The sequence below is a fragment of the Corynebacterium simulans genome, assembly GCF_001586215.1.
GTDB lineage: Bacteria > Actinomycetota > Actinomycetes > Mycobacteriales > Mycobacteriaceae > Corynebacterium > Corynebacterium simulans.
Window position 1 is genome coordinate 459810 of the sequence record NZ_CP014634.1, and the last position, 18009, is coordinate 477818.

Sequence of the window (18009 nt, forward strand, 5' to 3'; positions counted from 1 at the left end):
GTTGCTTAACTGGTCGTTTCAAACCTGCCCTACATATTAACTGCCACGCCCCCACGCGGGGGACGAAAGTACCATTTCATCCCCCAAGGTTTTCCCCAGAAAGAAATAAGGTGCGACAATGTGGCCATGGCGCGTGCAACCGATTCCAGTCCATACCTTGACTTCGACCGTGAAACCTGGCGCCAAAGGCGCTTGTCGATGCCCCAGGTTCTCACCGCTGCAGAAGTCGAGGCGCTTCGTGGTATCGGTGATCGCATCGACCTAGACGAGGTCGCTGACGTTTACTTGCCGTTATCGCGTCTTATCCATCTGCAGGTAGCAGCCCGCCAGGAGCTCACGGCTGCTACGGAGGAATTCCTGGGAAACAGCGCAAACCACGTGCCCTTCGTCATCGGTGTCGCAGGCTCCGTTGCGGTGGGTAAGTCCACCACTGCCCGCGTTCTGCAGCTGCTTCTGCAGCGCTGGGAGACCCACCCAAAAGTAGATCTAGTGACCACTGACGGATTCTTGTATCCGGCAAAGGTGCTCCATGAGCGCGGATTGATGCAGCGCAAAGGTTTTCCGGAATCCTACGACCGGCGCAAGCTCATGCGTTTTGTCACCGACGTGAAGTCAGGCAAAGCGGAAGTCAAAGCGCCGGTCTATTCGCATATTTCCTACGACATCCTGCCTGACGAACATCAGGTGGTGCAAAGGCCCGACATCCTTATCCTAGAGGGCCTAAACGTCCTCCAGACTGGGCCTACCCTAATGGTCTCTGACCTTTTCGACTTCTCGGTCTACGTCGATGCGCGCGTTGATGACATTGAGCATTGGTACATCGAGCGCTTCCTGCACCTGCGGCATACCGCCTTCCGTGAGCCGGGCGCGCACTTTGCTGCCTATGCAGAGATGAACGATACGGAAGCCCGCGCGCAGGCTCGCGAGATTTGGCAGTCCATCAACCTGCCCAACTTGGTGGAAAACATTTTGCCCACCAAGCCGCGCGCTTCCCTGGTTTTGCGCAAGGGTTCCCACCACTTGGTGGAAAAGGTACGCATGCGCAAGCTCTAGTAAACGGGGTTTCTAGGCGCGTAGATGAGGCCCTACTTGCCGAAGCGACGCGAACGCTGTGAGTAATCCCGCAGCGCGCGCAAGAAGTCCACGCGGCGGAAAGCCGGCCAATAGGTATCGGTGAACCAGATTTCGGAATACGCCGCCTGCCACAGCAAGAAGCCGGAAAGGCGCTGCTCACCGGAGGTACGGATGACAAGATCTGGGTCCGGAAGGCCCTTGGTATACAGGTGGCTCGTGATGGCCTCGGCGGTAACATTGCCCGCGATTTCCTCCGCGCTATGGCCTTTCCCGGCCTCATCACGGATAAGGTTTTGCACGGCGTCGACGATTTCCTGACGCCCGCCATAGCCGACGGCGATGTTAACGATGACGCCCTTATTACCCTCAGTTGCCTGCGCTGCAAGGCGCATGCGCTCGGTGACCTTAGCCGGTAGGAGATCCAGATGGCCGACCAAGCGAATCTGGCAGTCCAAGTCGCCCTTGGAAAGATGGGTGACAACGTCCGAGATGATGTCGAAGAGAAGCTGCACCTCTTGGGTGCTGCGCTTCAAGTTCTCCGTGGACAAAAGATAAATGGTGACGACCTCAATATCGGTGTCTTTGCACCATGAGATCATCTCGCTGATCTTCTTCGCACCTTGGCGGTGACCGTGGCTGATATCAGTGAATCCAGCCTCCCGCGCCCAGCGGCGGTTTCCGTCCGCCATGATGGCGACGTGCCGGGGCTGCGGGGTTCCCTTGATAGCGCGCGTGAGGCGAGCCTCATACAGGGGATAAAGCAACTGGCTGAGGAAGTTCACGGTTAGTCCTTAAAACACAATCCAAGACGAGGGACAGGCCGCAATTGACCTACAAGAAGGAGCGCTTGCTCTGGTCGAAGATGCCTGCTTCCTTCATCGCGGCGTCGACAGCCTGGTCATCGAAAGGGTCGATGCCGTGGTCTTGGGCGAACATGATGCGACGACGAAAGCGCGAGTAACGACGGTGGAAATTCCACCCCGCAAACAAGACGGCTGCACCCATCAACGCCAAGATGAGAAGGCCAATTGGCGAGGCCTTGCCAAACTCAGGCCCCATCGGGCCTTCCTGGGCACCCTGGGCTAGGTAGTTAACTTGTGCGTGGACGTCACCTGCTGCAAGAATCAGCGAATCAAATGCGCTCATGCTTCTAAGACTCCCCTACTTCGGCAATTCCTGCAAATAAATCCGACTCCGGCAGCTCAGTAGCAACGCGGGTCTGCGCGAGCTCGAACTCCTCGGTGGGCCATAGGCGCTGCTGTACATCGACGTTCGTCGCCAAGAATGCTCCTGCCGGATCAATCTGGGTGGCATGCGCGCGCAGGGCATCCTCGCGATTTTGGAAGTAGTCTGCGCACTCTACCTGCGTGGTAACGCGCGCCATGATGTCCCCAAAGGCCGTATCCCAGCGCGCCAGCATCGGGCCATAGGGGCTGGTCTTTCCCTCTTCTTCCAAAAGATCATGGAAGAGCTTCATGCGCTGGTAGACAAAGCCATGCGAGTAATAGAGCTTTTGCGGCGTATAAGGTTCGCCCAGTTCTGGGTGGTAGGAAGGATCTCCGGCCTTTTCCCAGGCGATGATGGAAGCTCGATGGACCATCAGGTGGTCTGGATGCGGATAGCCGCCGATCTCGTCATAAGTGACGATGACCTGGGGGCGGAACTCACGAATGGTTTTCACGAACTCTTGCGCTACTTCATCATCTGGAATAAGTGCGAAGCAACCTTCCGGCAGCAGATTCTTTAGATCCGGATCGAATGGATCACCGCCTGGCAGGCCGGAATCGACATGCCCCAGCCAGCGGTGCTCTACGCCCAAGGCTGCGGCGGCCTTCGCCATCTCTTCGCGGCGAATCTCGCCCATGTTTTCTTTCACACCCGGCTTATCCATCGCTGGGTTGATGACGTCACCGCGCTCGCCGCCGGTACAGGTCAGCACCAGAACCTCGGCACCTTCAGCCGCATATTTCGCAGTGGTTGCAGCGCCCTTGGAAGATTCGTCATCTGGGTGCGCGTGAATGGCTAGTAGGCGCTTGTCGCTCATAGTAGGGTTCATCTCCTCTAGCGCTGAATTTCGGAACAGAGGTCCATCCTAGTGGATAGTTTGAAAATCTTGACTGTTGGTTAGACTAAGATTCATGACTTCCGCCGGTACCCCTCGTTCAGGTGCTCGCTACGGTGCCCGCCCCACGGCAGACAGCTCTGCGAATAATACCTCGAGCATTACAAACAAAGCCATCGTTTTGGTCTTCGCCGCCATGTTTATTGCCGCGATTATCTATGGCGTGCAGTACTTCCAGAAACAGGAGAAGGTCAACGCGGACATCTCCTACGTCACCCACGAAGTTCTTTCCGACGATTCCACCCGTGTGTGGGCGGATGTCACCCGCAACCACATCGATGAAGACGCATACTGCATCGTGCAGGCCTTCGATTACTCCAAGGCAGAGGTCGGACGCCGTGAGTTCGCGGTCCCTGCCGGCGGCCCGAAAACCCAGCGCATTGCTGTCGACGTCCCCACTAATCACCGCGCAGTAGCCGGTGGCGTTTATGGTTGCTCGGGAAATATTCCTTCCTACTTGGATATGGAACACCCTGACTACGTTGAGCAATCCAGCAACTAAATAGATTTATCAATCTATATTGATCAAGGTGGGCACCGTCTTCTTGCTCGATATCTTGGCGATAGCCGCCCGCCCCGCAATTCGCCTGCGGATTCACCCCTTAAGTGCGGAGCCTTACGCACTAGTCGACGCCGTGGCAGGCGCAGCGCATGTGCTAGGATTTGTAGCGCTTAGGACAGGTCGCGGCTGCAAATCGCAGTTTTGGAGCTGACCTTATCCATATAATTTTCATTTCTTCACCCCCGCTTTACGGAAGGTTGCACTATGGCTGAGCAGCAGAAGCAATACATCACCCCGGAGACCAAGGCCAAGCTTGAAGCTGAGCTGCAGGCTCTCATCGACCACCGCCCGGTCGTTGCTGCCGAGATTAACGAGCGCCGCGAAGAGGGCGACCTGAAGGAGAACGCAGGCTACGACGCAGCCCGCGAGATGCAGGACCAGGAAGAGGCCCGCATCAAGCAAATCTCTGAGGTCCTGGCTAACTCCACCACTGAGCGCACTGCCGTTCAGGAGGGCGTTGCAACCGTCGGCTCCGTTGTCCACGTTTACTACAACGGCGACAAGGAAGATAAGGAAACCTTCCTTATCGGTACCCGCGCTGCCGCTTCCGATAACAAGGACCTGGAGACCTACTCTGAGCAGTCCCCGCTGGGCGCTGCACTGATTGGCGCCCAGGAGGGTGAGACCCGCGAGTACACCGCACCAAATGGCAAGACCATTTCGGTCACGGTGGAATCCGCAGCGCCGTATGATTCAGCTAAGGCCGCAACTCCGCGCGAGTCCTAATTTTCTTTTCTTTTATTTCAATTCATTCTGGAGAAAGAGCACCCATGAAGAAGTTCTCCCGCTTCGCAACTGCTGGTTTGGTTTTCGCTGCAGGCCTGTCCCTGGCAGCTTGCCACCCACCGAACCAGCAGGATTCCACCAGCGAGAAGATCGATAACGCCTCCACCTACACTGGCAAGGCTCCAAAGCCAGCTGAGTCCAGCTCCCAGTCCGAGGCTTCCGCTACCCAGGCTCCTGAGGCTGAGGCCACTGGTGCTGAGGCCGCCGGCTCCGAGGCTCCTGCCGCTGGCGATCCGAACGTAGTTGTTGAGACCCAGGTAGTTCCGGCTCAGTAAACGTCGCGGCTGATGCTGCGCACCAAGCAGCAGCTAGCAATCACTAGCAGTAAAGCGCCTAGGCATTCCACCTGGGCGCTTTACTCATTCTTCGACAATCGACTTAACTCTCTTCACGGGCCCACGCCCCAATGACACCCGGCAATGCTGCCGGCGGCTCGCCTAGGAGATCACGACGGTTGGGATCGCGTTCGACCTTGCTGGTCACCGATTTGATACGCCGATCTTGCCCGCCGCCCTGGCCGGTTCCTGCCATCAACGGCATCATTCGGCCACCCATCGCACCGCGTGTATTACCCGCACCCCGGGCCGAATTAACGCCCGCTGCAGCGGTACCTGCAGTATTACCCGGACCGCCTACTCCACCAGCACCCAATGCGCCTGTGCGTGCACTCGGCGCCGCGGTTGACCCTGCCGAGCCTGCCAGCCCAGCGCCGCCAATGCCTCCCGTGCCGCCAACTCCACCGGCGCTAAAAGCTCCGCCCGGTCCTACAGCGCCAAGACGTCCCGCTCCATGGCCACCTGCGTTAGATACTCCAAGGCCCAGCCCTTGTCCACGACCAAGGCTTTGCCCCTTCGCTGAAGCATTACCTGCAAGAGCCGGTGCGCCGCCAAGGGCTCCCATCATCGGACCAGTGCCTGCACCAGAACCCAGACCACCGGTAGCTCCCACACCTGCGGTCATAGTCGCTGGACTTAAGGTCGCACCGCTACCGGAAGCCAGCGATGGCGCCCCGCCAAGAGCACCCGCTCCTACACCAGGGCCCATGCCCATACCGGCGCCCGCACCTCCTGGCGCAACAGGAGCAAGATTGACACTTGCTCCCCTAGTGCCGACATCACCGGCAGCGATCGGGTTGAAGCCTCCCGCGCCTAGTTCCGCAAGTGTATTCCGACCATTGGTGACCAAGTCATTATTGAACTTCTGAATGTCAGCATCGCTCATGCCTAAGCCCTCAAGGCCTTCGACCTTGCCATTTACGATCCCGAAAGAACCCGGCCCCAATTCGCCCCGTGAGATCGCTTCAGCGATATGCTTCGGCCACGCTACGTTGGCAGTGCTATAACGCTGCCCGCTCCCGCTTACTCCGCCAAAGTTGGTGCTCACGTCGCCGCCGCCTGAAGGCGGCATCGTGGTCATCAGTGGATGCTGGAACGGCATCGCGGCGACCACTTGGGTTTGGAGTGCGCTTTGCATGAAGGCCAAACCTGCCTGCTCGGCGGCCTTGCGTGCTGCTGGATCAGGAATCGCCATCGCGGACATGGCCAAGCCCATCGCCTTCGGCTGGGAAGCCATCAGATTGGCTTGGAAGCCGAAAAGTTTCTGGCTCATCACCTCAGCATTAGCAATGAAGTGATTACCTGATTCCGCCACCATCCGAATTTTCTGGGCCGCGCGTGCAGTTGCCTCACTGTCATTTTCAGATTCCAGTGAAGAGGCCACCTCGTTCAACCCATCGACAATCGCCGCGACTTCAGAAGAAAGAAACCGCCACCGCGAATTGGTCTCCGAAACACTCCAGATCTTGGTATTCAACAAATCCATCGCCAGCCCGAACAAGTCAGAACCAACATTGACCACCGGCATCACGAAGCCAAAAGGGCTATAGCCCGGGTCAGGCTGATTCATCACCGGCATCGCCTCACCCGTTACCGAGCCACCTGCATCGGCGATGTCCAAACCACGACTATTAGCCAAGTCTTGAGATTCAAACCCTCGAGCTTCAGCTACCAACGTGTTAGACAACCATTCGATCTGTTCGTCGAAGCTACGCAGTGAATTGCTCGCTGAGCCTGGGTCCGTGGCAATCACCCGTTGATGAATTGTTCCAACGTCACCAACTCCGTTCACGCTCGAGAAACTACCGTCAATCGGAGAAATCGCTGTCCCAGCCGCTGATCGTAATCGTCGAGATAGATTGCCAACCTGCTCACTCACTCTGACGAAGTTATTCAATGAAATTTTCATTTTCCCCCCAATTTCAATCTAAGACAGACTAATTAATATCGATTCTGCTGAACTGCACTTTTCAGGCATCGGAGCTTTTAAGGCTTGATCCCCAAAGCTAACGCTCAAATCACCACGCACTGTTTCAACGTGGATTGCGCAATAGAGCTCGGTACCAAACTCATTTTCAAAACCAACTACAGGTAGTTTGGCGCCACGATAGATTTCTTTTCTACCTTCCGACGCTTCTACTTCTTTGAAAGAAAGTTCGCTCGAGGCTAAAGACACAACCGCGGGTTCGTCGCCTCCGTTGAACAAAAAGGAACAATGTTTGGAGTCGGGAAAGCTAAAGTCGCCTTCCAGACGTTCACCAAGACCAGCCTCCTTTAACTTCTCCTCTGGAATTTCTGTGCAAGGATCAAATAGATCGAAATCTGGGTCGGTGCGATCGAAACTGCCGAATGGCGGCAGAACGCCGTTCCCTTCCCCCTCTGCGGTGATGCTGGAATCCGCACCAGCATCACCGCTGTCGCTCGTGTCATTGGAATCCTTGAAGCCCCCATCCCCGGTAGCCTCCACAGCATCCCCCGGATTGTCGGCGTTTTCTGCCGCCTTGTCCATACTTGTGCCGTAGGTGTCCCCAGCCTCTTTTACGGTATCTGGTTGGTTTTCCTTCGCGCTCCATGGAGCAAGGTCTATAGCGCAGCCCGTCAGCACCCCCATGCTGACAATCAGCGCTACAACAATCCCCTGCTGCTTCATGACTACCCTTCATCAGACTTCAATGACGAGCCGGAGGCCGCTGTTGTGGCTGCTAGCCGCTGGCTGCCTCCCGAAAATAGGATGCACGAATCTGCGCAGCCTGTCGCGCCAAGATATGAATTGGGTCAAATTCGGGGCGTCTTCTACGGTATAAAGATGCCTTGCCTAAACCTCAAAATGGGAAAATATTTCCTGCTCAAATCATATGAAAAGGCTGTAAAAGAGTTGGAAGAACCATAAACTCTCAACCATTTATCGATTCCCCCATTTCTACACCCGAATTACAAAAGTGTGAGTTATCAAACTTAAGCCTCCAGTTGCGCAGAAAAGAACCCCCAGCCGCCAAGGACTCACCCTGGAGGCTGAGGGCTAAGTAAAGCTGTTTAATCCAGAACGTCGTTAGCGGTTCTGGAAGTAGGACAGCAGGCGCAGAATCTCGGTGTAGAGCCAGACCAGGGTCACGGTCAGGCCAAGGGCTACACCCCAAGCGGTCTTGCTCGGTGCACCCATGCGGATCAGACGATCAGCATGGTCGAAGTCCGTCAAGAAAGACATTGCAGCCAAGACAATGCAGACCAGGGAGAAGATGATGGAGATAATGCCACCATCGCGCAGCGGGTTGAAGTCGAAGAAAATTGCGGTCAGGAAGTTGCCCAGTGCCAGAACAGCCACACCTGCAATCAGACCAAACATAATCTTGTTGAACTTCGGAGTGACCTTAACGGCGCCAGTCTTGTAGACAACGAGCATGCCGATAAACACACCAACAGTGCCCATAATTGCCTGGCCGATCAGAGCCATGCCATCGGAGCCAGCAACATTGACACCAGCAAAAAGCAGCGAGAAACCGCCGACGAACAGTCCGTCGAGAAGCGCATAGGAGATGGTCAGAGGCGCAGAGCCAAACTTCTTACTGAAAGCTGCGATTAGGGTAACGACAAAGCTACCGATGCCGCCCACGATGGTCAGAATCAGCGAAAGACCGTAGCTCACCTGAACACCGATGAAGAAGTTGACGACGGCCATGACGATCAGCACAGCAAGCGTGATGCCCGTCTTCGTAACGACGTCGTCAACAGTCATCGGACGCTCGGCAGACTGGCCACTGCCCTGCTGATCAAACGGGTTTACGTTTTGGTTGGCAGCATACGGATTGTTTCCACCGTACTGCGAAGTCGAACCCTGACTCTTGGTCAGAGTGTTCATTACCGGATTGCTAGAACGCATTAAATTCCCGATTCCTTTCACTGGATTAGTCGCTGGGGTCAACGGGCCCAGCCTAACAGCATCAACTAACTGAGGGGCTGGAGGATTATTTGAAGATTTCACTAAGTGAAACGCTTTTGATTCGAATTAAGTTCCCGAAGCAAAGCCTTTCGCTGAACTATTTAAAAATCAGCTACCTTCGAAGCCCCCAGCGGCTATCTCTCCAGATGCGGTGGAATTTAGGCTCCTCCGCTTAATACGAGCTATTTAGAACGCAATGCGCAATTAGATTATCGATACGGCGGACATCAATCTTTTTGCCCAACTTAATCTTGAGATACCCCGCTCGCGTCCACAGCTCGACTTCCGCATTGAAATCAATTCTTCCCGCATTTTCAGTGGACCACATGTTGATAGCGGAGTAAGGAATTGAGTAGATTTCTACCTTCTTGCCGGTCAACCCCTGCGCATCGCGGATAATAAGGCGCTTTGAGGTAAAGATCGCAGAGTCACGGAAAGTCTTATACGCAGCATGCGGCTGTTCACCCGCAATCAGCAATTCCGTAACATCGTTTGGGATTGGGACTTCTTCAAAGAAAGTCCACTCAGTAATAGGAGCGGTCTCCATTTTCTTCCTTGCTTTTGAAAGGACCAATAATTTGTGAATCGGCGGAGCTATCCCCATAAGAGGTCACGTAACCGCCTCGTCTAACTCTAATAGCGGTTACATGACATTTTCCGAGAAAACTAGTTCACCCACCGCAATTTCGTTTCCATAGCGGCACACTTGTCCCGACGACGACAATCAGACAGCAAAAACCTATAAACGAGTCCAGCAATGCCGCGACTGACCATCGAAATTTCGAACCAGGCGATATGCGAAATCTTCTCAAAAGAAGATGATGCGCCATATATTTTTGGCCACTACTCCTCTTTCAGTGCCGCCAAAGTTTTCAATCGTTCTTGGCTACTAATCGTGACCGCTTCTCGCGGTCTCATTCGGGTTCACTCAAGGACTTGAGACCTTGGCTTTCTTTCTCACCGCTCTCCAAAGGAGTCTTGCAATGACTACTCCAACCACTGGTCCAGAAGACACTGGATTCCAGAACAGCCCTCAGATGGCGTGGCCAGCGCAAAGCGCGGCGACGCCTGCCGAGACTCCAAAAGGCCGCAACACTCGGCATCATCGCGGTAATCATGTTCATCGCAGTGATTGGCTCCAGCATCAATGAGGCAACCGGCGGCGACACCACTGTCTCCAACAATGCGGATGGCGAGTCCGCAGATGGCCATACCGTCACGGGTTTGAGTGAACCCTAGCTTTAGGCTCGGCCTTTCAAGGCCGGGCCTTTCGCGTTCTTTCTGGGCTTCTAGATGGCAAATCCGCTTGTTATGAGCCGCGACAACTGTAAAAGTCGCTGACAGCTGAGGAATGGAGTTTGTCATCTAGTTTTACCGTCTGGGTATGTGCCGTCAGCGGCCCTTGAGCGTGTGCCTGCAGCTGCCGCAAGCCCACGACCAAGGCATAAACAAAAGCCTCAAGACACCATCCAAAAGGAATGATGCCTCGAGACCTCACACGGTGCCCCCACTGGGACTCGAACCCAGACTGAATTGATTTTAAGTCAACTGCCTCTGCCGATTGGGCTATGGGGGCTTGGTGCGGTTCTATTTTAAGCCACCCCGTCAGCACTGCTGCGCAATAGGGTGGCTTCAGTGCGAATCGCTAGAGGTCAGCGGCGATGCCGGCGACGATTCCGTCGAGGATATCCTTCTCGCTGATAAAGAATGAAGAGGCGTCGCTGTTGCGCTCAATCATCTTGATGATGCCCTCGACAGCCACCGAGCCACCGCCGATTACGTCAGCGCGGCCTGGGTGGATGACTGGGTTGAGCGCACGGGTAGCCGAAGGCTTCCCCATCAGCTGGCGCGTGAGCACTCGCAGCGCATCAAAACGCAGCTCCGAGCCATGGATTGCATCGGGGTCATAGCTTTCCAGGCCTTGTGCCAAAGCAGACAGCGTGGTGAAGGTACCCGCGCAGCCAACGAAAGTCTTGGCCGAGGAAATCGGCACAATCTTTTCAACTTCCTGCATGCGCTCTTCCACGTAATCTTCCGCGATTTCGATCTCAGAATCCGTTGGAGGATCTGTGCGCATGATGCGCTCTGTCAGGCGCACGCAGCCCATCTGCGCGGAATGCGCGCCGAGAATGTCACCGTCGATAGTTCCGACGACGAATTCCGTCGAGCCGCCGCCTAAGTCGATAACGCAGTATGGCCCGCGCTCAGAACGCAGGTCCGCCACTGCCCCCTTGAAGGACAGCAGAGCTTCTTCTTCACCGGTGATGACCTCAGCCTTGGCACCGGATTCGATCTGGCCCAGCAGCTGCGCCGTCATTTCGAAGAACTCGTCCTGGTTCTTCGCATCGCGGGTAGCAGACGTTGCCACCATGCGTACGCGCTGAACCTTCTCAAACTTCATCTGCTTTACGTAGCCCTCCAGCGCCACGCGGGTGCGCTCAAGGGCCTCTGGTGCAAACTCGCCCGTGGCATCTACGCCCTGCCCCAGACGCACGATTTCCATGGTGCGGACGATATCGCGAATCTTGCCGTCAGCTTGTACTTCACTAATGAGCAGACGAATCGAGTTGGTGCCGCAATCCACCGCAGCGACGCGAGTCATGTAATACCTGCCTTCTTGGTCTCAGCCTTACCTGGAAATACTATTCAGCGTTAGAGAAATCGAACTGGCTCAGATCAATGCCCAGGTCGTTGACGCTCGGCCAGTCCTCCGGAATTGCGGTACCGCGCAAGCGACCATGGTCCGCAGCCATCGCCACCGCTTCGGTGCCTAGACGGAAATGCTGTGGTCCTTCAGCCAGCGCATAAGCAATCAGCACGTGCAGGCACTTCACGCGATCTGGCATACCCCCACCTGAGAAAGTGGTACCTAGGTCTTCAATAGCGTTGCGCTTTTCCAAGAAGTACTCATGGGCACGCTCGTAATCTTCTGCCAGCTCTTTATCTTCAGCTAGGCGGGCCTCCATCCACTTCATCACGTGCGCAACCTCAAGGCGGGAAGCCTCAGCGGTAAGACGTGGGTCGGTCAGATAGTACAACGTAGGAAATGGAGTTCCATCCGGTAGCTTCGGCGCCGTCTTCACCACAGCCGGCTGGCCATCTGGAGTGCGGTAAGCGATGTCGAGCACTCCGCGGGGCGCGCGGCCGAGTTGCTCTTTAACGATTTCTAGGTCTGCATCATTGACGGTCATGGCAGCTATTGTCTCATGCCGCAGCGCATTTGCGGTGCATAGGATTCACCGCGCCTTCATAAAGGCTTTTAGCCGGGCTAATTACGGTACGCGTTACTGGGCAGCTGGCGGGTTTTCAGGGCCCGCGCTTGGCGACGCCGGGGTTACCGGCAGGCTGCCCGGGTTTGCGTTGGTCGAGCCCGTGGCGCTGACGTCTTCATCTTCTGCGATGGAGCCCCACAGGATTTCGTACCACGGACGCTCATCGACGTCGTCAAGCTTGTTCGTGGTGACCGTGCTGTCCGGATTCATTCGGCGATCCATGATGCGATAAGCGGTCTCGCCCTCCGCGATGACGCCGAAGCGGCGGCGCGCTTCCTGCTCGAGGTAATCCTCCGACTTGTATTTATCGATCTCGTTGAGAAGCTCTTTTTTTTGGGCCTGCTTAGCAGCGATGGAATGTTGCAGGCGCGCAGTTTCAGAGCGTACGTGGTAGTAATTACGCAGCGGCACGGCGATGGTCAGCAACACGATGAGGACCACCACGAGGATGACGCTGAGACCAACAATGTCCATACGGCCCATGCGTTCGCCGCGTGCCTTCTGTGTCTTCTTGGCTTTGGCTGCAGCCTCTCGCTGGGTAGCAGCGCGCGAGACCACGGGGACGGTGGTCCGGGATTTCTTCGAAGTGTGGTTCTCGCGTGCCATAGGGTTTCTATCCTAGCGGCGCGAGCTTATTGAAACGGGTGACGCGCGTGTGAATGAAGTAAATTCTCACAAATTAAAAGGCCGCCTTCTCAAAGCTCCCGCCACCTACGTTTGAAAACCAAGGGTAGGTAGCGAGGGACCTTGAAGAGGCGACCTAACTAAAACCAGCGCGAGGGGTTTAGCCCTGGAAACGCGGGAACGCGGAGCGGCCTGCGTAGACTGCACCGGAGCCCAACTCCTGCTCGATGCGCAGCAGCTGGTTGTACTTAGCAACGCGCTCGGAACGAGCCGGGGCGCCGGTCTTGATCTGGCCACAGTTCAGAGCAACTGCGAGGTCAGCGATGGTGGTGTCCTCGGTCTCGCCGGAGCGGTGGGACATCATGGTGCGGTAGCCGTTGCGGTGCGCGAGCTCGACTGCGTCGAAGGTCTCGGTCAAGGTGCCGATCTGGTTGACCTTAACGAGCAGTGCGTTAGCAGCCTTCTTCTCGATGCCCTCGGCCAGGCGTGCCGGGTTGGTGACGAAGAAGTCGTCGCCAACAATCTGAACCTTGTCACCGATGGTCTCGGTGAGCTTGGTGTAGCCCTCCCAGTCATCTTCCTGCAGCGGATCCTCGATGGAGACGATTGGGTATTCCGAGATGAGTTCCTCGTAGACCTTGGCCATCTCCTCGGCGGTGTGCTCGCCGCCTTCGAAGTGGTACTTGCCATCCTTGAAGAACTCAGAGGAAGCAACGTCAAGAGCCAGGGCGATATCCTTGCCTGGCTCGAAGCCAGCCTTCTTGATTGCCTCGACGATAAGATCGAGTGCAGCCTTGGTGGACTCAGCCTCTGGAGCGAAGCCGCCCTCGTCGCCCAGGCCGGTGGATAGGCCCTTGGACTTAATAACGGACTTCAGGGAGTGGTAAACCTCAGCACCCATGCGCAGTGCCTCAGCGAAGGACTCGGCGCCAATAGGAGCAATCATGAACTCCTGTACGTCAACACCGGAGTCAGCATGTGCGCCGCCGTTGACAATGTTCATCATCGGAACCGGCAGGACGTGTGCGTTCGGGCCGCCGATGTAGCGGTAGAGCGGCAGGCCAGCGGACTCTGCAGCCGCCTTCGCGGTAGCGATGGAAACACCGAGGATTGCGTTTGCACCAAGGCGGGACTTGTTTTCGGTTCCATCGAGCGCAATAAGCGCCTGGTCGAGCAGGCGCTGATCGTCTGCCTCGAAGCCGGCGATCTCATCGACGATTTCCTCATTGATGTTTTCAACGGCCTTGAGAACGCCCTTGCCCAGGTAGCGGTCACCACCATCGCGAAGCTCATGAGCCTCGTGCACACCGGTGGAAGCACCGGAAGGGACGCCGGCTACGCCGCGTGCTCCGTCATCAAGGAAAACCTCGGCCTCGACGGTCGGGTTACCGCGAGAATCAAGAATCTCTCGAGCAAATACGTGGATGATGTCAGCCATGCTGCTTTCACTCCTATTGAGCCAAATTGATTTGATATGAGATTCGGGTTCCTTGCCCCAAATCACCTGAAGACAATTGTTCCAGAAAACTTCGGACGGTGTCGGGCACTATGTCACATACTTGCCTAAAAAGTTGGCTTTTCTAAGAAGAAGCAGGCTGCGGAATCGAATATGAGTTGGCAGCAGCGGCAACGCGTTCCAGATAGTCCCTGGACTGGTTGTAATTGAGGATGCCAGCCTCCCAGTCTTCAGACTTGTCCATGTTGCGCCCGCCGAAGCAAAGCAAGGCCGCCGCGCCGAGGGCGGCATCATCGATCTGATTGGGATCTGCTACTCCATCACCGTTGGCATCGCGGCCCACGTGGGACCACGAGGAAGGAATGAACTGCAACGGCCCGACGGCGCGATCAAACTCAGCGTCGCCATCGATTTGGCCATCATCCGTGTCCGGGGTATGAGCGGTACCGTTCGAGCCGTCGAGAGCAATGCCGATAATCGGCGGATCTGGGTACCCATTTTCATCCAGCTTGGAGGGGCGCAGCCAATTGCCGTTGTAGGTGCCATGGCGGGTTTCTACCCAACCCAGACCGGCCAGAGTATTCCATCGCAGGTTGCATTCAGGCCACGCATCGCGGGCGATGAGCTCGGCGTTGCCATAAGCACGTAGCGCCTGGCCGGAGATTCCTGTCTGCGATTCCAACTGGGAGGACCAATAAGAAAGCTTGTCCGCGGTGCGCCCTTCCGAATGAACGTCAATGTTAGGAACTTCCATGCCAGCAATCGGCGGCATCGCCTGCGGAACGGGCCGCAGCGGTTTCAAGGTTGCAGGCTTGCCTAGGGCAGAAAGCACCCAGCCCACGAGAGAAACCACAACGACGACAGCGAGGACTGCGGCCAGGCCGCAGCCCCCGAGTTTCCGCAGCCGCTTAGTCATGAATGCCAATCATAATGACTCCCCTAGCCACTTCCCGAACTGACACTACGGCCCCCACTCCCCTTCCAGAAATTTAACAGTAAGCAACAAGAAGTTATGTCAGGCCTTTCACTACTGCACCATCTTTAACATTTTGCGCTACAGTAACAAGGTCAGGTTTCACGCCTGCCCCTGCACCGCACACCTTAAAAAGGAGCCTTTCCATGTCCCTTCGCCGTTACGCCGCTGCCACCGCCGCAGCGCTTAGCCTTTCCCTCGCCGCCCCAGCTGCAGCACAGGCTCAAGACCTCAGCTTCTTGGGCGACCTTAACAATGTCGCCACGCAGCTCATTAGCGGCGCCGACTGCGGCACCGTTCGCACCACGCTGACTGTCATCGATCAAAACACCGAAGGCGTGCTCTTTAACGAGAACACCACCCGCAACCAGCTCGCTCACAACCTGCAGAACCTTGGCGGCAACGCGAACGCACAGGTCTCCCCGCTGACCATCGCAGCTGTGAAGTACTCCGGGCTAACCGCAGACCGCGCCCTGGCCTGCGGCATCGTCAAGCAGGACAACATCCTCACTGGCGGTACTGGATTGTCCTCCAAGATCTCGGACTATGCTCCGACGCTCTCGTCCATGCTGAACCTGCCGAAGCTCTAAGGAACTTCAGAAGAATTTCCGGCTAGTCCAAGGCCTGCGACTTTTCGCGGGCCTTTCCTTCTGCCCACAACTGCTCCTGCCGCTCAATCGCAACAAGCTCATTCGTTCCATCAAAGAGATAGGGCGCACGGGAGCGCAGCTTCGCCACGAAGGAATCCGCGACGTCGTCAAGCGTGAATGCTCCGCGCCGCGAGGCTAGCTCGGCATGAAAGAGAACTTGTAGCAGGACGTCGCCAAGCTCGCCGCGCATGTGCTCATCGCCTGCCTGGGAACGTACGGATTCGGCAAATTCCGCGGATTCTTCGGCGAGATAAGGCAACAGACTCTCGTGAGTTTGGGCACGTTCCCACTCGCCAATCCGCACTGCCTGGGCCATTGCAGTACGCGCCTGAAACATCGGATCTTTGCGCGACTCTGCTTCGATAAGACGCTCGCCAGCATCCAGCCTTGCAACGACTTCCGGTTCGTGCGCATCAGTGGAAACCAGCAGGCCAACGCCCATTGGGTCCTCTCCTTTTAGGAGATCGCTAAAGTTCCATCGCACGCGCACTGGAACCTCACCGGTGAAGCTAACAGGGCCCAAAAGCGCCCCATGTGCCTCCATCGGAATCAGCGTGGGCCAGCGTTCATCGAGCAACAGAACAGTCATGGCCACAAAGTATAGGGCAGTTTAGTAATCAGGTTTTAAATGCTGACTTCGCTCCGTGGCTTTTGCGGGGTATTTTAGTCGCATGACCTCCACTACTTCCTCCCCGGCGAACGCCGAGTCATCGGGTAATCACACGGTGACTCTGTGGACTCTCGTCGCCTTGATTATCGGCTCCACCGTGGGCAGTGGAATATTCTCGCTTCCTCAAAACATCGCCTCGGTTGCAGGTCCCGGCGCAATGCTCATCGGTTGGCTCATCGCCGGCGTGGGCATGCTCTCTGTCGCGTTCGTGTTCCAGTACTTGGCGCACCGCAAGCCGCACCTCGACTCCGGCGTGTACTCCTACGCCCGCGCGGGCCTAGGTGATTTCATCGGTTTTACCGCAGGCTGGGGCTACTGGATTGGCTCCGTAATCGCGCAGGTGGGGTATGCCACGCTCTTTTTTAACACCTTGGGCCACTATGTGCCGCTTTTCGACGCCGATCATCGCTGGGCCTCCGCCATCGCAGTGTCGGTAATGTCTTGGGCCATTTTTGCAGTTTTGGCAGGCGGCATTAAGCAGGCCGCTGTGATGAACATGGTGACCTCGATTGCCAAGATCGTCCCTATTTTGGCTTTCGTAGTCTTCATCGCGTTCCTCGGCTTTAGCTGGGACAAGTTCACTTTTGATTTCTGGGGCAAGGATTCCGGCTCAACCGTCTTTGAGCAGATTCAGGGCATCATGCTCTACACCGTGTGGGTATTCATCGGTGTCGAAGGTGCCTCCGTCTACTCCAAGCAGGCCCGCTCCCGCAAGGACGTCGGCCGTGCCACCGTCATCGGTTTCTTCTCCGTGCTGGCGCTTTTGGTTTCGGTCTCCACCTTGTCATTCGGTGTGCTCTCCCAAGCTGAACTGGCAGCATTGCCGGATAACTCCATGGCTTCCGTATTAGAAGCTGTCGTCGGCCCATGGGGCGCGGCTTTTATCTCCATCGGCCTCTGCCTTTCGGTGTTGGGCGCTTACGTGTCTTGGCAGATGCTGTGTGCTGAACCCATCGTAATGATGGCTATCGACGGCCTGCTGCCACGCAAGATCGGCACCATCAACGTGGCCGGCGCCCCATGGGTAGCGCAGCTTATCTCCACCTTTGTTATCCAGGTCTTCATCATCGTCTTCTTCTTGAATGAGACTTCATATAACGCCATGGTGCAGCTGGCCACCATCATGTACCTGCTGCCTTATATCTTCACCTCGCTCTACCTGCTTTTACTGGGTATCCGCGGCAAGGGCCTTTCGCACCCGCACGCAGGTGTGAAGTTCGATCTTTCGGGCCCGGAAATCTCGAAGCGGGAAAACCGCCGTCATATCGTCATCGGCGCCATCGCGTTCGCTTACTCGCTGTGGCTTATCTACGCCGCCGACCTGGTTTATGTCTTGCTCGGTGCGCTCGCTGTTATTCCAGGTCTTATCCCTTACGTGGGAACGCGCCTGTATAAGAAGGAGCGCGTCTTCAACTCCTTCGAGTGGTGCGTCGTGGCCATCGTCTTCATCGGCGCAATCGCCGCTCTGTGGGGATTGGCAAGCGGCAAGCTCTCGCTTTAAGCAAGACAACTGCATAGATAAGTACTCCCTACCGGCTCGGCTTCACG

20 protein-coding genes and 1 tRNA gene are annotated in these 18009 nt (G+C 56.3%); 7 read left to right on the plus strand and 14 right to left on the minus strand.

The features are described from left to right. Positions 1-126: 126 nt before the first annotated feature. Positions 127-1053, plus strand: coding sequence for a type I pantothenate kinase (gene coaA, locus WM42_RS02135; RefSeq protein WP_062035522.1), 927 nt, complete (start codon positions 127-129; stop codon positions 1051-1053). A gap of 32 nt (positions 1054-1085) precedes the next feature. Here coaA and WM42_RS02140 read toward each other — a convergent pair whose 3' ends face one another. From WM42_RS02140 to mca, 3 genes are read right to left on the minus strand one after another with little or no spacing between them, the layout of a single operon-like run. Further along, a complete protein-coding gene (locus WM42_RS02140; protein ID WP_062035523.1) occupies positions 1086-1856 on the minus strand; it encodes an isoprenyl transferase in 771 nt (256 codons plus the stop codon). A 49-nt stretch (positions 1857-1905) separates the two neighbouring features. Beyond that, entirely contained in the window at positions 1906-2220 is a 315-nt protein-coding gene (locus tag WM42_RS02145; RefSeq protein ID WP_062035524.1) for a hypothetical protein, read from the minus strand. A 4-nt stretch (positions 2221-2224) separates the two neighbouring features. After that, positions 2225-3118 (minus strand): mycothiol conjugate amidase Mca, encoded by an 894-nt coding sequence (mca, locus tag WM42_RS02150; RefSeq protein WP_062035525.1) that lies wholly within the window; start codon positions 3116-3118, stop codon positions 2225-2227. 94 nt (positions 3119-3212) lie between these two features. On the opposite strand from mca, the gene WM42_RS02155 reads away from it, so the two are divergent. The 3 genes from WM42_RS02155 to WM42_RS02165 all read left to right on the plus strand — a co-directional run bounded on the left by WM42_RS02155 (position 3213) and on the right by WM42_RS02165 (position 4819). Then, a complete protein-coding gene (locus tag WM42_RS02155) occupies positions 3213-3698 on the plus strand; it encodes a DUF4307 domain-containing protein (RefSeq protein WP_062035526.1) in 486 nt (161 codons plus the stop codon). 264 nt (positions 3699-3962) lie between these two features. Next, positions 3963-4484, plus strand: a complete 522-nt coding sequence (gene greA / locus WM42_RS02160) for a transcription elongation factor GreA (protein ID WP_061921580.1) — start codon at positions 3963-3965, stop codon at positions 4482-4484. Between the two features lie 44 nt (positions 4485-4528). Next, the gene (locus WM42_RS02165) at positions 4529-4819 is read left to right on the plus strand and encodes a hypothetical protein (protein ID WP_062035527.1); all 291 of its coding nucleotides are present in this window, start codon (positions 4529-4531) and stop codon (positions 4817-4819) included. A gap of 103 nt (positions 4820-4922) precedes the next feature. Here the strand turns inward: WM42_RS02165 and WM42_RS02170 are convergent, their stop codons facing one another. From WM42_RS02170 to WM42_RS02185, 4 genes are all read right to left on the minus strand, one after another. Beyond that, positions 4923-6671, minus strand: a complete 1749-nt coding sequence (locus tag WM42_RS02170) for a hypothetical protein (protein WP_235591293.1) — start codon at positions 6669-6671, stop codon at positions 4923-4925. Between the two features lie 135 nt (positions 6672-6806). Continuing rightward, entirely contained in the window at positions 6807-7529 is a 723-nt protein-coding gene (locus WM42_RS02175; RefSeq protein WP_062035528.1) for a DUF3558 family protein, read from the minus strand. Positions 7530-7928: 399 nt separating this feature from the next. Beyond that, positions 7929-8756 carry a Bax inhibitor-1/YccA family protein gene (locus WM42_RS02180; RefSeq protein WP_062035529.1) on the minus strand — a complete coding sequence of 276 codons (828 nt, stop codon included), beginning with the start codon at positions 8754-8756 and terminating at the stop codon, positions 7929-7931. Positions 8757-8988: 232 nt separating this feature from the next. Next, entirely contained in the window at positions 8989-9363 is a 375-nt protein-coding gene (locus WM42_RS02185; protein ID WP_062035530.1) for a PH domain-containing protein, read from the minus strand. 569 nt (positions 9364-9932) lie between these two features. On the opposite strand from WM42_RS02185, the gene WM42_RS13745 reads away from it, so the two are divergent. After that, the gene (locus tag WM42_RS13745; protein WP_256366452.1) at positions 9933-10055 is read left to right on the plus strand and encodes a hypothetical protein; all 123 of its coding nucleotides are present in this window, start codon (positions 9933-9935) and stop codon (positions 10053-10055) included. Positions 10056-10318: 263 nt separating this feature from the next. Here WM42_RS13745 and WM42_RS02190 read toward each other — a convergent pair. The 6 genes from WM42_RS02190 to WM42_RS02215 all read right to left on the minus strand — a co-directional run bounded on the left by WM42_RS02190 (position 10319) and on the right by WM42_RS02215 (position 15084). Beyond that, positions 10319-10392, minus strand: a tRNA-Leu gene (locus WM42_RS02190). 69 nt (positions 10393-10461) lie between these two features. Next, a complete protein-coding gene (locus WM42_RS02195; protein ID WP_062035531.1) occupies positions 10462-11418 on the minus strand; it encodes a Ppx/GppA phosphatase family protein in 957 nt (318 codons plus the stop codon). A gap of 40 nt (positions 11419-11458) precedes the next feature. After that, on the minus strand, positions 11459-12007 hold the full coding sequence (locus tag WM42_RS02200) for a DUF501 domain-containing protein (protein ID WP_062035532.1): 549 nt from the start codon (positions 12005-12007) through the stop codon (positions 11459-11461). Positions 12008-12100: 93 nt separating this feature from the next. Beyond that, positions 12101-12694, minus strand: coding sequence for a septum formation initiator family protein (locus tag WM42_RS02205; RefSeq protein ID WP_062035533.1), 594 nt, complete (start codon positions 12692-12694; stop codon positions 12101-12103). A 178-nt stretch (positions 12695-12872) separates the two neighbouring features. Then, the gene (gene eno, locus WM42_RS02210) at positions 12873-14150 is read right to left on the minus strand and encodes a phosphopyruvate hydratase (protein ID WP_061921551.1); all 1278 of its coding nucleotides are present in this window, start codon (positions 14148-14150) and stop codon (positions 12873-12875) included. A 142-nt stretch (positions 14151-14292) separates the two neighbouring features. Beyond that, entirely contained in the window at positions 14293-15084 is a 792-nt protein-coding gene (locus tag WM42_RS02215) for a lysozyme family protein (RefSeq protein WP_062035534.1), read from the minus strand. Positions 15085-15287: 203 nt separating this feature from the next. On the opposite strand from WM42_RS02215, the gene WM42_RS02220 reads away from it, so the two are divergent. After that, a complete protein-coding gene (locus WM42_RS02220) occupies positions 15288-15731 on the plus strand; it encodes a hypothetical protein (RefSeq protein ID WP_062035535.1) in 444 nt (147 codons plus the stop codon). A 22-nt stretch (positions 15732-15753) separates the two neighbouring features. Here WM42_RS02220 and WM42_RS02225 read toward each other — a convergent pair whose 3' ends face one another. Continuing rightward, positions 15754-16380 carry a MazG nucleotide pyrophosphohydrolase domain-containing protein gene (locus WM42_RS02225; RefSeq protein ID WP_062035536.1) on the minus strand — a complete coding sequence of 209 codons (627 nt, stop codon included), beginning with the start codon at positions 16378-16380 and terminating at the stop codon, positions 15754-15756. 82 nt (positions 16381-16462) lie between these two features. Here WM42_RS02225 and WM42_RS02230 point away from each other — a divergent pair, with 82 nt between their 5' ends. Beyond that, the gene (locus WM42_RS02230; protein ID WP_062035537.1) at positions 16463-17962 is read left to right on the plus strand and encodes an amino acid permease; all 1500 of its coding nucleotides are present in this window, start codon (positions 16463-16465) and stop codon (positions 17960-17962) included. Positions 17963-18009: the final 47 nt, after the last annotated feature.